This is a genomic window from Pseudomonas sp. PB103 (assembly GCF_009764635.1).
GTDB lineage: Bacteria > Pseudomonadota > Gammaproteobacteria > Pseudomonadales > Pseudomonadaceae > Aquipseudomonas.
The window spans coordinates 40,521-55,743 of sequence record NZ_RWIL01000060.1 but is presented as its reverse complement, the minus strand read 5'-3'; the positions used below and the strand labels follow the sequence as shown (position 1 = coordinate 55,743).

Annotated in this window: 13 protein-coding genes and 1 pseudogene; 7 read left to right on the top strand and 7 right to left on the bottom strand. The window is 58.4% G+C overall.

Annotated elements, in window-relative coordinates:
- Positions 1 to 51: 51 nt before the first annotated feature.
- Positions 52 to 654, top strand: a complete 603-nt coding sequence (locus EJA70_RS11990; protein WP_158830896.1) for a response regulator transcription factor — start codon at positions 52 to 54, stop codon at positions 652 to 654.
- A gap of 92 nt (positions 655 to 746) precedes the next feature.
- Here the strand turns inward: EJA70_RS11990 and EJA70_RS11985 are convergent, their stop codons facing one another.
- The gene (locus EJA70_RS11985; protein WP_158830895.1) at positions 747 to 1,745 is read right to left on the bottom strand and encodes a bile acid:sodium symporter family protein; all 999 of its coding nucleotides are present in this window, start codon (positions 1,743 to 1,745) and stop codon (positions 747 to 749) included.
- Between the two features lie 84 nt (positions 1,746 to 1,829).
- Here EJA70_RS11985 and EJA70_RS11980 point away from each other — a divergent pair, with 84 nt between their 5' ends.
- Positions 1,830 to 2,618: a helix-turn-helix domain-containing protein gene (locus EJA70_RS11980; protein ID WP_158830894.1), complete on the top strand. Its 789-nt coding sequence runs from the start codon at positions 1,830 to 1,832 to the stop codon at positions 2,616 to 2,618.
- Here EJA70_RS11980 and EJA70_RS11975 read toward each other — a convergent pair whose 3' ends face one another.
- The gene (locus EJA70_RS11975; RefSeq protein ID WP_158830893.1) at positions 2,619 to 3,563 is read right to left on the bottom strand and encodes a Dyp-type peroxidase; all 945 of its coding nucleotides are present in this window, start codon (positions 3,561 to 3,563) and stop codon (positions 2,619 to 2,621) included.
- A 195-nt stretch (positions 3,564 to 3,758) separates the two neighbouring features.
- Between EJA70_RS11975 and EJA70_RS11970 the strand changes: the two genes are divergently transcribed.
- Positions 3,759 to 4,736: a TerC family protein gene (locus tag EJA70_RS11970; RefSeq protein WP_158830892.1), complete on the top strand. Its 978-nt coding sequence runs from the start codon at positions 3,759 to 3,761 to the stop codon at positions 4,734 to 4,736.
- Positions 4,737 to 4,857: 121 nt separating this feature from the next.
- Here EJA70_RS11970 and EJA70_RS11965 read toward each other — a convergent pair whose 3' ends face one another.
- Both EJA70_RS11965 and EJA70_RS11960 read right to left on the bottom strand, forming a co-directional pair.
- On the bottom strand, positions 4,858 to 5,958 hold the full coding sequence (locus tag EJA70_RS11965) for a polyamine ABC transporter substrate-binding protein (RefSeq protein WP_008082750.1): 1,101 nt from the start codon (positions 5,956 to 5,958) through the stop codon (positions 4,858 to 4,860).
- A gap of 357 nt (positions 5,959 to 6,315) precedes the next feature.
- Positions 6,316 to 7,722, bottom strand: coding sequence for a cytosine permease (locus tag EJA70_RS11960; protein WP_158830891.1), 1,407 nt, complete (start codon positions 7,720 to 7,722; stop codon positions 6,316 to 6,318).
- Positions 7,723 to 8,046: 324 nt separating this feature from the next.
- On the opposite strand from EJA70_RS11960, the gene EJA70_RS11955 reads away from it, so the two are divergent.
- Positions 8,047 to 8,532, top strand: coding sequence for a flavin reductase family protein (locus EJA70_RS11955; protein WP_158830890.1), 486 nt, complete (start codon positions 8,047 to 8,049; stop codon positions 8,530 to 8,532).
- Positions 8,533 to 8,910: 378 nt separating this feature from the next.
- Positions 8,911 to 9,009, top strand: a pseudogene (locus tag EJA70_RS11945) (flavin reductase); the annotation flags it as partial.
- A gap of 139 nt (positions 9,010 to 9,148) precedes the next feature.
- On the opposite strand, the gene EJA70_RS11940 reads toward EJA70_RS11945, so the two are convergent.
- The gene (locus EJA70_RS11940) at positions 9,149 to 11,095 is read right to left on the bottom strand and encodes a methyl-accepting chemotaxis protein (protein WP_158830889.1); all 1,947 of its coding nucleotides are present in this window, start codon (positions 11,093 to 11,095) and stop codon (positions 9,149 to 9,151) included.
- A gap of 203 nt (positions 11,096 to 11,298) precedes the next feature.
- Here EJA70_RS11940 and EJA70_RS11935 point away from each other — a divergent pair, with 203 nt between their 5' ends.
- Positions 11,299 to 12,342, top strand: coding sequence for an LLM class flavin-dependent oxidoreductase (locus EJA70_RS11935; RefSeq protein WP_158830888.1), 1,044 nt, complete (start codon positions 11,299 to 11,301; stop codon positions 12,340 to 12,342).
- 552 nt (positions 12,343 to 12,894) lie between these two features.
- Here EJA70_RS11935 and EJA70_RS11930 read toward each other — a convergent pair.
- Both EJA70_RS11930 and EJA70_RS11925 read right to left on the bottom strand, forming a co-directional pair.
- Entirely contained in the window at positions 12,895 to 13,281 is a 387-nt protein-coding gene (locus EJA70_RS11930) for a hypothetical protein (protein ID WP_158830887.1), read from the bottom strand.
- A gap of 208 nt (positions 13,282 to 13,489) precedes the next feature.
- Entirely contained in the window at positions 13,490 to 13,939 is a 450-nt protein-coding gene (locus tag EJA70_RS11925; RefSeq protein ID WP_158830886.1) for a helix-turn-helix domain-containing protein, read from the bottom strand.
- A gap of 163 nt (positions 13,940 to 14,102) precedes the next feature.
- Here EJA70_RS11925 and EJA70_RS11920 point away from each other — a divergent pair, with 163 nt between their 5' ends.
- Positions 14,103 to 14,921, top strand: coding sequence for an alpha/beta fold hydrolase (locus EJA70_RS11920; RefSeq protein ID WP_158830885.1), 819 nt, complete (start codon positions 14,103 to 14,105; stop codon positions 14,919 to 14,921).
- The last annotated feature ends 302 nt before the right edge of the window (positions 14,922 to 15,223 follow it).

Genomic DNA, 15,223 nt, shown 5'->3' with positions numbered 1-15,223 from the left:
GGTGCTAATGTGCAGGCCTTAAGCAACGCCTGACCCAGGGAGGGTCATGCCATGACATGCCGAATTATCATAGCCGACGATCACCCGTTGTTTCGCGAGGCGATGCTGCGCACGGTTCAGCATTTGTTTCCCGACGCCGTTATCGACGAAGCCGGCGATCTCGACGCCGTGATGACGCTGCTGCCTTTGGGTGATGAGCCGGACACATTGATTCTCGACCTGCGCTTCCCCGGACTCACCTGTGTGAGCCAGCTCGGCGAACTGCGTCGGCGCCTGCCGCGCACCACGTTGATCGTAGTGTCGATGGTCGATGATGAGTCGCTGATCAGTGAAGTCATGGCCTGCGGTATCGACGGTTTCATCGGTAAGAACATTGCCCCGGATGAAATCGGTCCGGCGATTCTGGCGATTCGCGAAGGTGAAGTACTGGTGAAGTTCGCACCGTCAGGCCTGCTGCCGCTGGAAACCGGCGCCGCCCTCACGCCTCGTCAGCAAGACGTGCTGCGCTTGATTGCCCAAGGCAAGACCAACAAGGAAATCGCCCGCGAACTGGATATTTCACCGTTCACGGTGCGCATTCATGTGTCTTCGTTGTTGCGCACGTTAAACGTGCCCTCGCGGGCGGCAGCCGTGAAGTACGCAGGAACTCTGTAGGAGCTGCCGCAGGCTGCGATCTTTTGACTTTGTTTTTAAAGACAAGATCAAAAGATCGCAGCCTTCGGCAGCTCCTACACGTAGACGGTGTGTTATGGGTCGACTTGGGCCATCAGTTCCGGCACCGATTCCGGCCGCTTTGCGTAACGCTGGGCCAGCACCGCGCAGACCATCAGTTGAATCTGGTGGAACAGCATCAGCGGCAGAATCAACACGCCAATCGTGCTGCCGGCAAATAGCACCTGCGCCATCGGCACGCCAGTGGCCAGGCTCTTTTTCGAACCGCAGAACAGGATGGTGATGCGGTCTTCCTGGCTGAAGCCGAAGGCCTTGCCGAGCAGCGTCGATGCCAGCAATACCAGCGCCAACAGGATGCAGCAAACCACCACCAGCCCGAGCAGTTCGACCACCGGGATCTGATGCCAGATGCCTTCGTTGACCGCTTCGCTGAATGCGCCGTAGACCACCAACAGAATCGAGCCCTGATCGACGAACTTCAGCCAGTTCTTGTTGCGCCCGACCCACGCGCCGATCCAGCGACGGGCGATCTGCCCGGCAATGAATGGCAGCAGCAATTGCACGCTGATTTTCAGGATTGCATCAAGCGTCGAACCGCCGTCACCGTGGACGTTGAGCAGCAGGGTCACCAGCAACGGCGTGAGGAAGATCCCGAACAGGCTCGATGCCGCCGCGCTGCAAATCGCCGCCGGAATATTGCCCCGCGCCAAAGAAGTGAAAGCAATCGCCGACTGCACCGTGGCGGGCAGTGCGCACAGATACAGCATGCCCATATACAGCTTGTCGCCGATCAATGGCGACAGCAGTGGTTTCAGCGCCAGGCCCAATAACGGGAAAAGCACAAAGGTCAGGCCGAACACCAGCAAGTGCAGGCGCCAGTGGCCGGCGCCGGCAATGATCGATTCACGGGACAGTTTGGCGCCATGCAGGAAAAACAACAGTGCAATAGCCACGTTGGTCAGCCAGCCGAAGCCGACGGCGACCTGGCCGCTGGCCGGCAGAAAACTGGCGAGCAGCACAACGCCGATCAGCGTCAGGGTGAAGTTATCGGGCAAAAATCTTGGGCGAGTCATGGTGTTTTTATCCGGGGGTTGCCAGTGCGTGCCGATGACTCTAACGTGACTGAAAATTACCGACTAACGCCGAAGAGCCTTGAGATGCCGCCTAAAGGACATGACAAAAGCATCCGCCGCAGCATTCCCGGGCTGCCCAGCCTGCCGCGCCCTCTGTATGGACGCACGGAATCATTGCCCAATCGTGCACTGACCCGGCGCCATAGTCATCCGTGGGTGCAGTTGTCTTATGCGATTCAGGGCGTACTGGAAATACAGACCAGCGCAGGACGCTTCGTCGCACCGCCGGAGCGCGCCGTGTGGATTCCGGCGGGTGTGCCGCATCGGGTGTTCAGCTCGCCGCACACCGAAATGCGCAGTCTGTACATCGATTGCAGCGTTGCCGGATGGGCAATCGAGCGTTGTCACGTGCTCGGCGTCAGCGATCTGCTCAGGGAACTGATCCGCGCGTTCAGTCAGGTTCCGGTGGAATACGACCAGAGCGGCCCGCATGGACGTCTGGCCCAGGTCATCCTCGATCAACTGGCCGACGCCCCGCAGATCGATCTGATGCTGCCGCTGCCGCAGGACCCACGATTGCGGCAGATCTATCAGAGCCTGGAACAACATCCGGAACAACAGACCACGCTGAGCCACTGGAGCGAGAAATTCGGCGTCACTGAAAAAACCCTGACCCGCCTGTTCCTGCGCGACACCGGCTTGACCTTCCGCGCCTGGCGTCAACGCCTGCGCTTGCTCGGGGCGCTGACGCCGCTGGAGAAAGGCGAACGCGTGACCGATGTTGCGCTGGCCTGCGGATACGACTCGACGTCGGCGTTTATCGCGGCGTTCCGACAACAGTTTGGCGAAACGCCGGGGGAGTTTTTTCGCTGATCAACGCTCCGCGAGTTCTTCCAGCAGATCGGTTGAAGGTACGAAGTACAAGCCGCCGGTGACGGCGGTGCTGAAGTCGAGCAACTTGTCATAGTTGCCCACCGGATTGCCGACAAACATGTTCTCCAGCATCTGCTCCATCGGTTCAGGCTTGCGCGCGTAACCGATGAAGAATGTGCCGAACTCGCCAGCGCCCGGCCGGCCGAACGGCATGTTGTCGCGCAGGATTTTCACCTCCTCGCCCTCGGCGGTGGTGATCGTCGTCAGTGCACTGTGTGAATTGGAAGGTTTAACCGAGTCGTCCAGTTCGATGTCGGAGAGTTTCTTGCGACCGATCACCCGTTCCTGCGCTTCGACACTCAGCGAATTCCAGGCAGTCATGTTGTGCAGGTACTTCTGCACCAGCACGTAGCTGCCACCGCTGAAGTCCGGATCTTCGTCACCGACGATGGTGAAATTGACCGCTTTGCGCCCGACCGGGTTTTCCGTGCCGTCGACAAAACCGATGATGCTGCGCATGTCGAAGTAACGGAAACCCTGCACCTCGTCGACCACGGTGACGGCGTCGCCCAGCACGGCCATGATTTGCGTGGCCAGTTCAAAGCACAGGTCCATCTGATCGGCACGGATGTGCAACAGCAGGTCGCCCGGAGTTGACGGTGCGTGGCGCCCTTCTCCACCGAATTCGCGAAAGCTGTGCAGGGACGCCGGGCGCGGGTGGCCGAACAGGCGATCCCAGGCGTTCGAGGAAAAACCGCAGATACAGGTCAGATTGCCTGACGGCACGCGCTTGCCGACCGACCGCACCAGCCCGGCAACATCACCGCACCAGCCTTTCACGGTCTCGGCGGCGTCGGCCCCCTCATTGATTGTCGCGACGATAAAAATCGCGCTGCGGGTGATCGGGCTACACACGGCTTGAGGTTCGAGAATGTCGGTTTGCATGGCTGAAAATGCCGCTCCGTAAGGGTGACACCAACAGTGCGACCCGGAATCGAGGAAGAATCGGATGCCCCTGTTGGCCCGACACTTCGTTTTTATCGAACTCTGCCGCAGAAATAAACGATTTTTCTTGCCCGCTAACGCGCCGCTAGCATGGCTTCGTCTGAGCCTAATCGAATCACAGAGAGGGAGCGTGACATGCCAGCCACTCACATCAACATCGGCGAACCCTGGATGTGGGGCGCCTTCATCGTCTTTGTGCTAGCGATGCTGGCATTGGACCTGTTTGTTTTCGGTGGACGCAAGGCGCACCGGGTGTCAGTGCGCGAAGCCTTGTCCTGGGTCATTGCCTGGTGCTTGTTGGCGCTGAGCTTCGCCGCCCTGCTCTGGTGGTACCTGAACGGCACGTTCGGCGCGGATATCGCCCGGCAGAAGACTCTGGAATTTCTCACCGGTTACCTGATCGAGCAATCGCTGTCGATCGACAACATGTTCATCTTCGTGATGATCTTCACCTACTTCGCCGTGCCGCCCGAGTTGCAGCGACGGGTGCTGCTGTACGGCGTGCTCGGGGCGATTGTGATGCGCGCGGCGATGATCTTCGCCGGCGTGTGGCTGGTGTCGCAGTTCGCATGGCTGCTGTACGCGTTCGGTGTGTTCCTGATCATCACCGGGGTCAAGATGCTGGTGTTCGCCGAGCAACAACCGGATCTCGACAACAATCCGTTGCTGCGCTGGGTACGCGGGCATTTGCGCATTACCAGCGGCTTTCATGGCGAGCGGTTTTTCATTGTGCAAAACGGCGTGCGTTGGGCGACGCCGATGTTTCTGGTGTTGGTGTTGATCGAAGCGAGCGACTTGATGTTTGCGGTCGACAGCATCCCGGCAATCTTCGCTGTGACCACCGACCCGTTCATCATTTTCACCTCGAACATCTTCGCGATCATGGGCCTGCGGGCGCTGTACTTCCTGCTGGCGGACATGGCTGAGCGCTTTCATTTGCTCAAGTATGGGCTGGCGATTGTGTTGGTATTTATCGGCAGCAAGATGGTGTTGATGCCGTGGCTGCACATGCCGGTGGAGTGGTCGCTGGCGGTAGTGGGTGGGGTGATTCTTGGCTCGGTCCTGTTGAGCCTGCTCATCTCCCGCAAAGAGAACCGCACAAACCTCCTGTAGGAGCTGCCGCAGGCTGCGATCTTTTGATCTTGTCTTTTAAAACAAAGTCAAAAGATCGCAGCCTGCGGCAGTTCCTACAGGGGTTGTTTTCACGATCCGGCGATGTAATAGAAACAGAGGGTTATTTGTCGGATTTGATGTTGGTCCAGACGCGGGTGCGTACGCGTTCCAGTTTTTGCGGCAATGGCTGCACGACGTAGAGGTTTTTCAGCGCCTCCGGCGTTGGTGTCAGGTTCGGGTTATCGGTGATTTCTTTGTTGATCAGCGGGATCGAATCCTTGTTCGCATTCGGGTAGCCGAGGAAGTCACTGATGGGCGCGATCACTTTCGGATCAAGCAAGTTGTTGAGGAATTCGTGAGCCTCTTCGACATTTTTCGCGCTCTTCGGGATCGCGAAGGTATCGAACCAGATTGGCGCGCCTTCCTTCGGCAAGCGCCAGTCGACCACGACACCGTTTTTCGCCTCTTTGGCACGGTTGCCGAACTGGTAGAAACTGCCCGAATACCCGATGGCCACGCAGATGTCGCCGTTGGCGATGTCGGTCATGTACTTGGCCGAGTTGAAGTAGGTCACGTAGGGGCGGACCTTGAGCATCAGCTCTTTGGCTTTCTCGTAATCGGCGGGGTTCTGGCTGTTTGGATCGAGCCCCAGATAATGCAGGGCCAGCGGCAGAATTTCCGTCGGTGAATCGAGCATTGCTACGCCGCAGGATTTGAGCTTTTCCATGTTCTCCGGTTTGAACACCAGATCCCAACTGTCGACCGGCGCGTTATCGCCCAGCGCAGCCTTGACCTTGGCCGGGTTGAAGCCGATCAGCACGGTGCCGACCATGTAAGGCACGCCGTACTGGTTGCCCGGGTCGTTCTTGCCCAGGAGTTTCAACAGTTCCGGATCCTGGTGGCTCCAGTTCGGCAGTTTCGACTTGTCGAGTTTCTGGAACACGCCCGCCTTGATCTGCGTTTCGAGGAACTGGTTCGACGGCACAACGAGGTCGTAGCCGGAGTTGCCGGTAAGCAGTTTGGCTTCCAGCGATTCGTTGGTGTCGAAGGTATCCCAGATCACTTTGATGCCACTTTTTGCAGCAAAATCCTTGGGCACTGACGGCAGAATGTAATCCGCCCAGTTGTATACCCGCAGTTCGCGTTGCTCGGCCTGGACGGCGCTGGCCAGCAGCGTCAGCCCACACACGGTGGCACCCAGAATGCGTTTCATCGTGACCATGGTTGTATCCCCAGAATGCGGCGTGAGTTCGATGGTTTTTATGTTCTGTACACGGCAGCGGCTGTAAGGGTAGCCGGGGTAAAAAGGTCCAGCGTCTAGTTATGGTTTGATTCTTGCCGACAGCGTAGACGGATCACAGTGGGGGATGGGCCAAAAGGGGATCGATGTGGCCAATATGAATGACCACCCGGATGCGCGAGCATCCCGCAAATCACTTGTGGCGAGGGGATTTATCCCCGATGGGCTGCGAAGCGCCCCCCGTTCAATCCTAGGGAGAAACGCATTCGCTGATTTCACGACTGCTTCGCAGCCGATCGGGGATAAATCCCCTCGCCACAGTTTTGGCTGCGGGGGGACTTAGTCTGTGTACCCTAGTTTTGCCACCCTGCGCTGTTGAGCTTGGCCACGTGTCGCCAGGCAGTAATACAGCGGCACAGTAACCACCAGACCAACCAGCCAAGACAAGTCCGCACCATCCACCAGATTGGCATACGGCCCTACGTACAGCGAAGTGTTGGCAAACGGCAACTGCACAATGATGCCAATGAAGTAGGCAACGATCGCGTGCAGATTGAAGCGACCGTAGACGCCGCCGTCAGCCTGGAAGATCGAGGTGATGTCGTAGCAGCCGCGCTTGATCAGGTAGAAGTCGATCAGGTTGATCGAAGCCCACGGTACCAGCACCAGCAACAGCGCCAGAATCAGGCCGATGAACTCGGAAATGAAATCCGCCGACGCCCCCAGCGCCACCACGCAGCAACCGGCCAACACCACGCTCGACAGAACAACGCGCACCTTGATGCTTGGCGTCCATTGGCTGGCGAAGGTCTGGATCGAGGTGATGATCGAGAGCACCGCGCCGTACAGATTCAGCGCGTTGTGGCTGATGATATTGAGCAAGAACAGCACCATCAGAATCGGACCAAGCCACCCGGTGGACTGCTTGACCGCGACCATCGCTTCAGTGCCTTCCGGCGTCGCCAGCACGGCCACGGCGCCAAAGGTGAAAGACAAAATCGTGCCCAGCGTCGCGCCCAGATACGTCGCCCAGAACGGCTTGGCGATACCAATATCGGCCGGCAGGTAACGCGAATAGTCAGAGACGTACGGCGAGAAACTGATCTGCCAGATGATCCCCAGCGACACCGTCGCCAGCCAGCCCGACAGGTTGAAACTGCCGCGCGTAAAGAAGTCCGCCGGCAAGTCATGGGCAAAGATGTAGATGAAACCAGCCAGTAACGCGCTACCCATCACCCAGGTACCGATGCGGTTCAGCGTGTGAATGAAGTTGTAGCCGATCACGCCAATCGCCGTGGCCGCCAACGCACCGATCAAAATGCTCAGCGGCGCCGGCACTGACGGCGCGATGCCGACGATGGATTTACCGGCCAGCACGATGTTGGAAATGAAGAAGCCGATGTAGATGATCGCCGCAAAAAATACGATCAGCAGCGCACCATAGCGGCCGAACTGACCGCGGCTCTGGACCATCTGCGGAATGCCCATGCGCGGGCCCTGGGCCGACGCCAGCGCGATCACCACGCCGCCGATCATGTGCCCCAGCGCAATCGCCAGCAGCCCCCAGAGCAAATCGAGATGGAACACCTGGACCACCATGGCGCCGGTGACAATGGGCAGTGGCGCAATGTTGGTGCTGAACCAAAGGGTGAACAGGTCGCGGGCCTTCCCGTGGCGTTCCGCGAGTGGGACGTAGTCGACCGTATGATTCTCGATCAACGGATCTTGCCGGGACATCTGGGACATATGCATGAACTCAAGTTTGTCTGTTCTTATCGTTGTATGAAGCCAAACCGGGGGGACTCTCTGGTCGCCCCTCAGATGCAAACCATATTATGGTATTCCAAACTTTGCACAAGACTGATCCGGTAATTTGAGCGCTACCTGATCCGCTATCCTCGCTGATTCCGCACTCCTCTGACTAGGTTAAAGCCCCGTAAACATTGACTTTCCGACGAAATCAGCACGTTTATCGGTTCACCTGAAAATCCCTTGCAAAGAATGTATTACGGTATACCATCAGACCTACAAACACATAAAAACCGCGTCACACCACCCGAGGACCACCCAATGATCGATGCTGCCATCTACAAACAAGTCATGGGCTCGTTCCCGTCCGGCGTCACTGTCATCACTACGCTGGACGACGATGGCCAGATCGTCGGCCTGACGGCCAGCGCGTTCAGTTCATTGTCGATGGACCCGGCGCTGGTGCTGTTCTGCCCCAACTACAGCTCCGATTCCTATCCAGTGCTGATCAAGAAAAAACGTTTTGCCATTCACCTTTTGTCCGGCGGCCAGCAAAGCGAAGCCTACGCCTTCGCCCGTAAAGGCAAGGACAAGGCGCAGGGCATCGAGTGGACGTTGAGCGAGTTGGGCAACCCGATTCTGGCCAATGCAACGGCAGTCATCGAGTGCGAGCTGTGGCGCGAATATGAAGGGGGTGACCACGCGATCATGGTCGGCGCAGTGAAGAACCTGATCGTGCCCGAGCAGGTTGCCGCGCCGTTGGTGTACTGCCACGGCAAGATGGGCGCCCTGCCCGCTGTGGCCTGATCCCCTTTTCTACACATAACCCTGTGGGAGCTGGCTTGCCAGCGATAGCGTCAGTGCAGTCAGCATTAATGTTGACTGTGATGACGCCATCGCTGGCAAGCCAGCTCCCACAGGTTTTGTGGTGTCTGGGCTGGCGCGGTCAGGTTTGGAAGCGGCCACCCGTTGATTCAATGTCTGTGACAACGCCATAGTCGGCGCAGTGAAGAACCTGATCGTGCCCGAACAGGTTGCCGGGCCGTTGGTGTACTGCCACGGCAAGATGGGCGCCCTGCCTGCTGTGGCCTGATCCCCTTTTCAACACATAACCCTGTGGGAGCTGGGCTGGCGGGGTCAGGTTTGGAAGCGGCCACCCGTTGATTCAATGTCTGTGACAACGCCATGGTCGGCGCAGTGAAGAACCTGATCGTGCCCGAGCAGGTTGCCGGGCCATTGGTGTACTGCCACGGCAAGATGGGCGCCCTGCCCGCTGTGGCCTGATCCCCTTTTCAACACATAACCCTGTGGGAGCTGGCTTGCCAGCGATAGCGTCAGTGCAGTCAGCATTAATGTTGACTGTGATGACGCCATCGCTGGCAAGCCAGCTCCCACAGGTTTTGTGGTGTCTGGGCTGGCGGGGTCAGGTGCGGAAGCGGCTCACCAGTTGATTCAACGTCTGTGACAACGCCGTCAGGTTTTGCGCGTCCTGGCGGGTTGAATCCGCCAGACTGGCCACCAACTGCGCATCGCCATGGATCTGGCTGATGTGCCGATTGATGTCTTCGGCTACTTGATGCTGCTCCTCCGCCGCCGTGGCGATCTGCGTATTCATGTCGCGGATCACGTCCACCGATTCGCGAATCATCTCGAAACTCGCCCGCGCCTCATTGATCGACACCACGGTCTCCTGCGACACCTCGAGGCTGGCGTGCATCTGCTTGCCCATTTGATGGGTGCGTCGCGCCAGATTACCCAGCAGCGCGTCGATCTCGCCGGTGGAATCCGCCGTGCGTTTGGCCAGCGCCCGGACTTCATCGGCAACCACCGCAAATCCACGGCCCTGCTCGCCCGCCCGCGCCGCTTCGATCGCCGCATTGAGCGCGAGCAGATTGGTCTGCTCGGCAATCGAACGGATGGTGCCGAGGATCGACTGAATATCGTTGCTGTCCTTCTCCAGTTGCTGCATCGACTCGGCGCTGTGACCGATCTCCTGACTCAGCCGGCCGACATTGCTCACCGCCGCATCGATCTGCTGCTGCCCGGTGTGCGCCTGACGCTGGCCGTTATCGGCCGAGTCCGCTGCCTGGCTGCACGAACGCGCGACCTCGTTGGAGGTGGCGACCATTTCATGAAATGCCGTCGAGACCATGTCGACTGCCTCGCGCTGCCGCAAGGCGACTTCGGCCATTTCCGCCGAAACCTCGGTAGCGCTGCCGGAGCTACTGTGGATCTGCCCGGCCGCCTGACCGATGCGCTGAATCAGGGTACGGATCGCCTCAAGAAACTGGTTGAACCAGCCCGCGAGTTGCGCGGTTTCATCCTGCCCACGCACCGTCAGCCGCGCGGTCAGATCGCCCTCGCCTTGGGCAATGCCTTCCAGACCGCTGGCCACGCCACGGATCGGCTTGACCATCAACCCGGCAAACCACGCACCAGCCATGGCAAACAGCAACGCGCACACCACCGCGATGGCGCCGATGATCCACGTCAGCCGCGTGGCGCCGGCCATGACTTCACTGGCCTTGACCAGCCCGACAAAACGCCAGCCCAGTGTCTCCGATGGCCAGACCAGCGCCATGTAACGCTCGCCGGCCAATTCCACTTCCACCAAGCCCTTGCCGGCCTCGGCCAGTTGTTTGTAGCCATCGCCCAGATCGTTGAGTTTTTTGAAGTTGTGCGCCGGATCGCTGGGGTCGACCAGCACGGTGTTGTTGGCTTCCATCAGCATCAGGTAGCCGCTGTCGCCGAGGCGGATCTGCTTGACCAGATCGGTCAGTTGCTTGAGCGACACGTCGATGTTTACCACACCGGCGTTGCTGCCCAACTGATTGTTGAAGCTGCGCACAGTACTCACCAGCACCACGTCATCCGCCGCCCAGTAATAGGCGTCGGTGCGCAGGGTTTTGCCAGGATTGGCCATTGCGGTTTTGTACCAGGGCCGCGTGCGCGGATCGTAACTGGCCAGCTTCGAGTCACCCGGCCAGAACAGATAACCGCCCTCCTGCGTGCCCAGCGAGAGATAGGTGTAAGCCGGGTGGGCCTTGGCCAGTCCGGCGAACAAACTGAACACCTGTTGATCCTGCGGCCCCACCGGGATCTGCGCGGCATCACTGCTCAGGTAGCGCTTGAGGCTGCCATCAATCCCCTGCAATTGCGGATGTTCAGCCAGATACGCCACGTTCTGGCTGATACCTTCGAAGAACAGCTGCATGGCGTTTTCGACCTGACGCACCTCCCTCCCGGTGCTGTCGATAAAAGTGTCCCGCGCACCATCGCGTACGTTGAGGATGATCAACACTGCCACCAGCAACACCGGCAGGCTGGCGATCACCGCGAACGCCATGGTCAATTTTTGTTTTATGTTCATCTACTGCGCCTTCCTTGTTCGAAGTGTCGGTCAGAAATATTTTGCGGATATTCCGTATTATGGTATACCAATATTCAATCAACCGACCAGCCGTCCTCGAAGGCGTGCTTGAATGGTGAGAAGACTTGCGAGCGTTCACCGCTCATGCCAGTGACACAGGCCCGCAAACGACCGGCCATCAACAAAAGATCCGAGGTAGCGTCATGAAATTTTCCCTGTTCGTACACATGGAACGCTGGGACGAAAGCGTCAGCCACCGCCAACTGTTCGAAGACCTGACCGAACTCACCCTGATGGCCGAGGCCGGCGGTTTCAGCACCGTGTGGATTGGCGAACACCACGCCATGGAATACACCATCTCGCCAAGCCCGATGCCGCTGCTGGCCTACCTCGCGGCGAAAACCACCACCATTCATCTCGGCGCGGGCACCATCATCGCGCCGTTCTGGCACCCGTTGCGGGTCGCCGGCGAATGCGCCCTGCTCGACGTCATCAGCAACGGTCGCATGGAAGTCGGGCTGGCGCGTGGCGCCTATCAGGTTGAATTCGATCGCATGGCCGGCGGCATGCCTGCCTCAAGTGGCGGTCAGGCGCTGCGCGAGATGGTTCCGGTGGTCCGCGCCCTGTGGAAAGGCGATTACGCCCACGACGGCGACATCTGGAAATTCCCCACTTCGACCAGCGTGCCGAAGCCGATTCAGCAGCCGAACCCACCGATGTGGATCGCCGCCCGCGACCCGGATTCGCACAACTTCGCCGTGGCCAACGGCTGCAACGTCATGGTCACACCGTTGATGAAGGGCGACGAAGAAGTGCTCGACCTGAAGAACAAATTCCAGACGGCGCTGGACAACAACCCGGACGTGCCGCGCCCGCAATTGATGGTGCTGCGCCACACCCACGTACACACCGCCGACGATCCGGACGGCTGGAAAGTCGGCGCCAAAGCGATCTCGCGCTTCTACCGCACCTTCGATGCGTGGTTCGGCAACAAGCAAACCCCGGTCAACGGTTTCCTCGCGCCAAGCCCGGAAGAGAAGTTTGCCGGACGTCCTGAGTTCGAGCTGGAAAGCCTGCACAAGACCGCGATGATCGGCACGCCGGAAGAGATTATTCCGCGTATCAAGTACTACCAGGAGCTGGGCGTGGATGAGTTCAGTTTCTGGTGCGACAACAGCTTGCCGCATGAAGAGAAGAAAAAGTCGCTGGAGCTGTTTATCAAGCACGTGGTGCCGGCGTTTCGCTGAGTGATCTGCTGATCAGGCCCGGCCAATGAAAACGCCCCGATTGATTCGGGGCGTTTTTTTTAACAGTCCTGACAACTTTATTGCCAATGAAATTCGGGGCGGATTTCGCAAGTCACTCCAGCAGCCAGAAGACTCTTTCGAACCTTTAAAACCTCTTGAGCCCGACCGGCCATCAGCAGAGGAAGGTCCTGCTGCAGCAAAGTTCTTGCCTCTAAAAGATTGCCACCGGTCGCTCCTGCTACCGCTCTGACATGCGCCTGATCTCGATAGTCCCCGCGACAGTGCACCTCATATTGGGTCTCATCCATTTCCACAGGCGAAAAATGGGTGGTCACCACCGATGCGCCACACTGGACACACTGTAAGCCCTGAGTGCGGCCAGCCTTAAAAGCAACCAATCCTGCGCCACACTGCTCGCACGCCATCATACATTCCCCTCCCCCACGGCGGATCACAATTAAACAGCCCTTTGACGAGAAAGCGAGCCAGCCTCACAGCCACTCGCTGCGATGCCACCTCAACTTCTCAAGCGAATCGGCTAACGCGCTCTACTCAACACCCATATTTTTGAGCAACCTGATCACCGGACAGCAGAGCATCGTCGACGTCGGACAAAATACAAGGCCAGAGTTTCGCAACGCTCAAAAAGAACACCCGGTACATCAATCTCGAGTGTTGTGTATGGTCAAGGTTTATTTCAATCAGCGATTGGGGAGGATCACCCAATACGTTCTGCCACTCCAGACGATCTTCGCTGTCGTACATCTCGTAAAACCAATACTCCGGAAGCAATGACAGCCATATATCCGAGTCGCCTTCACCGATTGTCCCCCGAGGCTTCCCGCCAGCGTTAACGAATCCACCGGCGGCGAGAACAGCCGCTCTGAAATCTTCTACGGTTAGTTTTCTTGAGGAAATGATCATTGCGGATAACGACATTTACTCCGGCCTCCTCTGCTGGATCAGGGTCAACTCATCGCGGCTGACAATCTGGCCGCACGCTCGGATAGAACAGGGATCTGCGCCTGGGACAGTCGCCGCAAAGACCTGCACACATTCAACACTGTCGGTGTCCTTGGCTTCGAACGCGGCCTCCAACTCCCGAAGCACGTAATCCTTGGGCACTAACGAGCCCGGAAAATATACCTCAATGCGCAACGCCGAGCCGCGTGGACACGTCTTGCGGTGCAAGCACACGACCATCCTCGGCCACCAGCTCCAACTTGCGCAGCGGCTGGCGATTCTGCGCATCGACCATCACCGAGCCCGGCTCGCCCGGCGCGTACATGAATTCGCCACCCCATTGCGACAACGCCACGATCACCGTCTGCAGGGCTTTGCCACGCTCGGTCAGCACGTATTCCTTATGCGCACCGCCATCCGCTGCGGGCACCGTTTGCAGGATGCCCTGCTCGACCAGGCCCTTGAGCCGGGCGCTGAGCATGTTCTTGGCGATGTCCAGGTTCTTCTGAAAATCACTGAATCGCCGAATCCCCTCCAGCGCATCACGAATGATCAGCAACGACCACCAGTCACCGATCAGATCCAGTGTCCGCGCCACCGGGCAGGCAGCGCCTTGCAGGCTTTTGCGCTTCACGAAAGGTACTCCACTGACAGATCAAAGGTTGCATCATACAACTCTGTTGTGGATTAGCACCTGTATAACCCAGCACCTGCATACAAGTAGCCGTCGCGCTTTGCACCGATAGTGAAGTCGGCCATTTCGGCTTTACGAGCGATCCCTGACGCAAGGAGTTTGCATGAGCACGTTCTTCACTCAAGACGGCATCGAAATCTATTACAAGGATTGGGGCAGTGGTAAGCCCGTGCTGTTCAGCCACGGCTGGCCGCTGGATGCCGACATGTGGGAATACCAGATGGAATACCTGAGCAGTCGCGGTTACCGCACGATCGCTTTCGACCGTCGCGGTTTCGGGCGCTCGGAACAGCCGTGGAACGGCTACGACTACGACACCTTCGCCGACGACATCGCGCAACTGATCAACCATCTCGACCTGCGAGACGTCACCCTGGTGGGCTTCTCCATGGGCGGCGGCGATGTCAGCCGCTACATCGCCCGCCATGGCAGCGAACGTGTTGCTGGCCTTGTGTTGCTGGGCGCGGTGACGCCGTTGTTCGGCAAAAAGCCTGACTTCCCGCAGGGTGTCGACAAGTCAGTGTTTGACGGCATCAAGGCGGGTTTGCTGAAGGATCGTGCGCAGTTCATCGCTGACTTCGCGGCTCCGTTTTATGGCACCAATCAGGGCCAGACCGTTTCTGCCGGCGTGCTCACCCAAACCCTCAACGTCGCGCTGCTTGCGTCGCTTAAAGGCACGGTGGATTGCGTGACGGCGTTCTCGGAAACCGACTTCCGCCCGGACATGGCCAAGATCGATGTGCCAACGCTGGTGATTCATGGTGACGGCGATCAGATCGTGCCGTTTGAAACCACGGGTAAGCAGGCGGCTGCGCAGATCAACGGCGCTGAGCTGAAGGTTTATGCGGGGGCACCGCATGGGTTTGCGGTGACGCATGCACAAGCACTGAATGAAGATTTGCTGGCGTTCCTCAACCGATAAATCCTCTAAGGTTCCTATTACCCCTGTGGTGAGGGGATTTAGCGAAACGTCGCACCGCCCCGTTGGACTGCGCAGCAGTCCCTTCTTTTTAAAATCAAAAGAGGGGCCGCTTCGCAACCCATCGGGGATAAATCCCCTCACCACAAGGATCGCACGCTGGTTGAAGATTTTTGTTTGTAGTAGCAGGTTCGTCCACTGCTAGAACCCCCCGGTTTTAAAGGCCTTAACCTCCCTGCATCAGAATTTTATCTTCACATCCCAGCTTAATAATATTTTACCGATATCGCCCCTCTCCCTAGTCT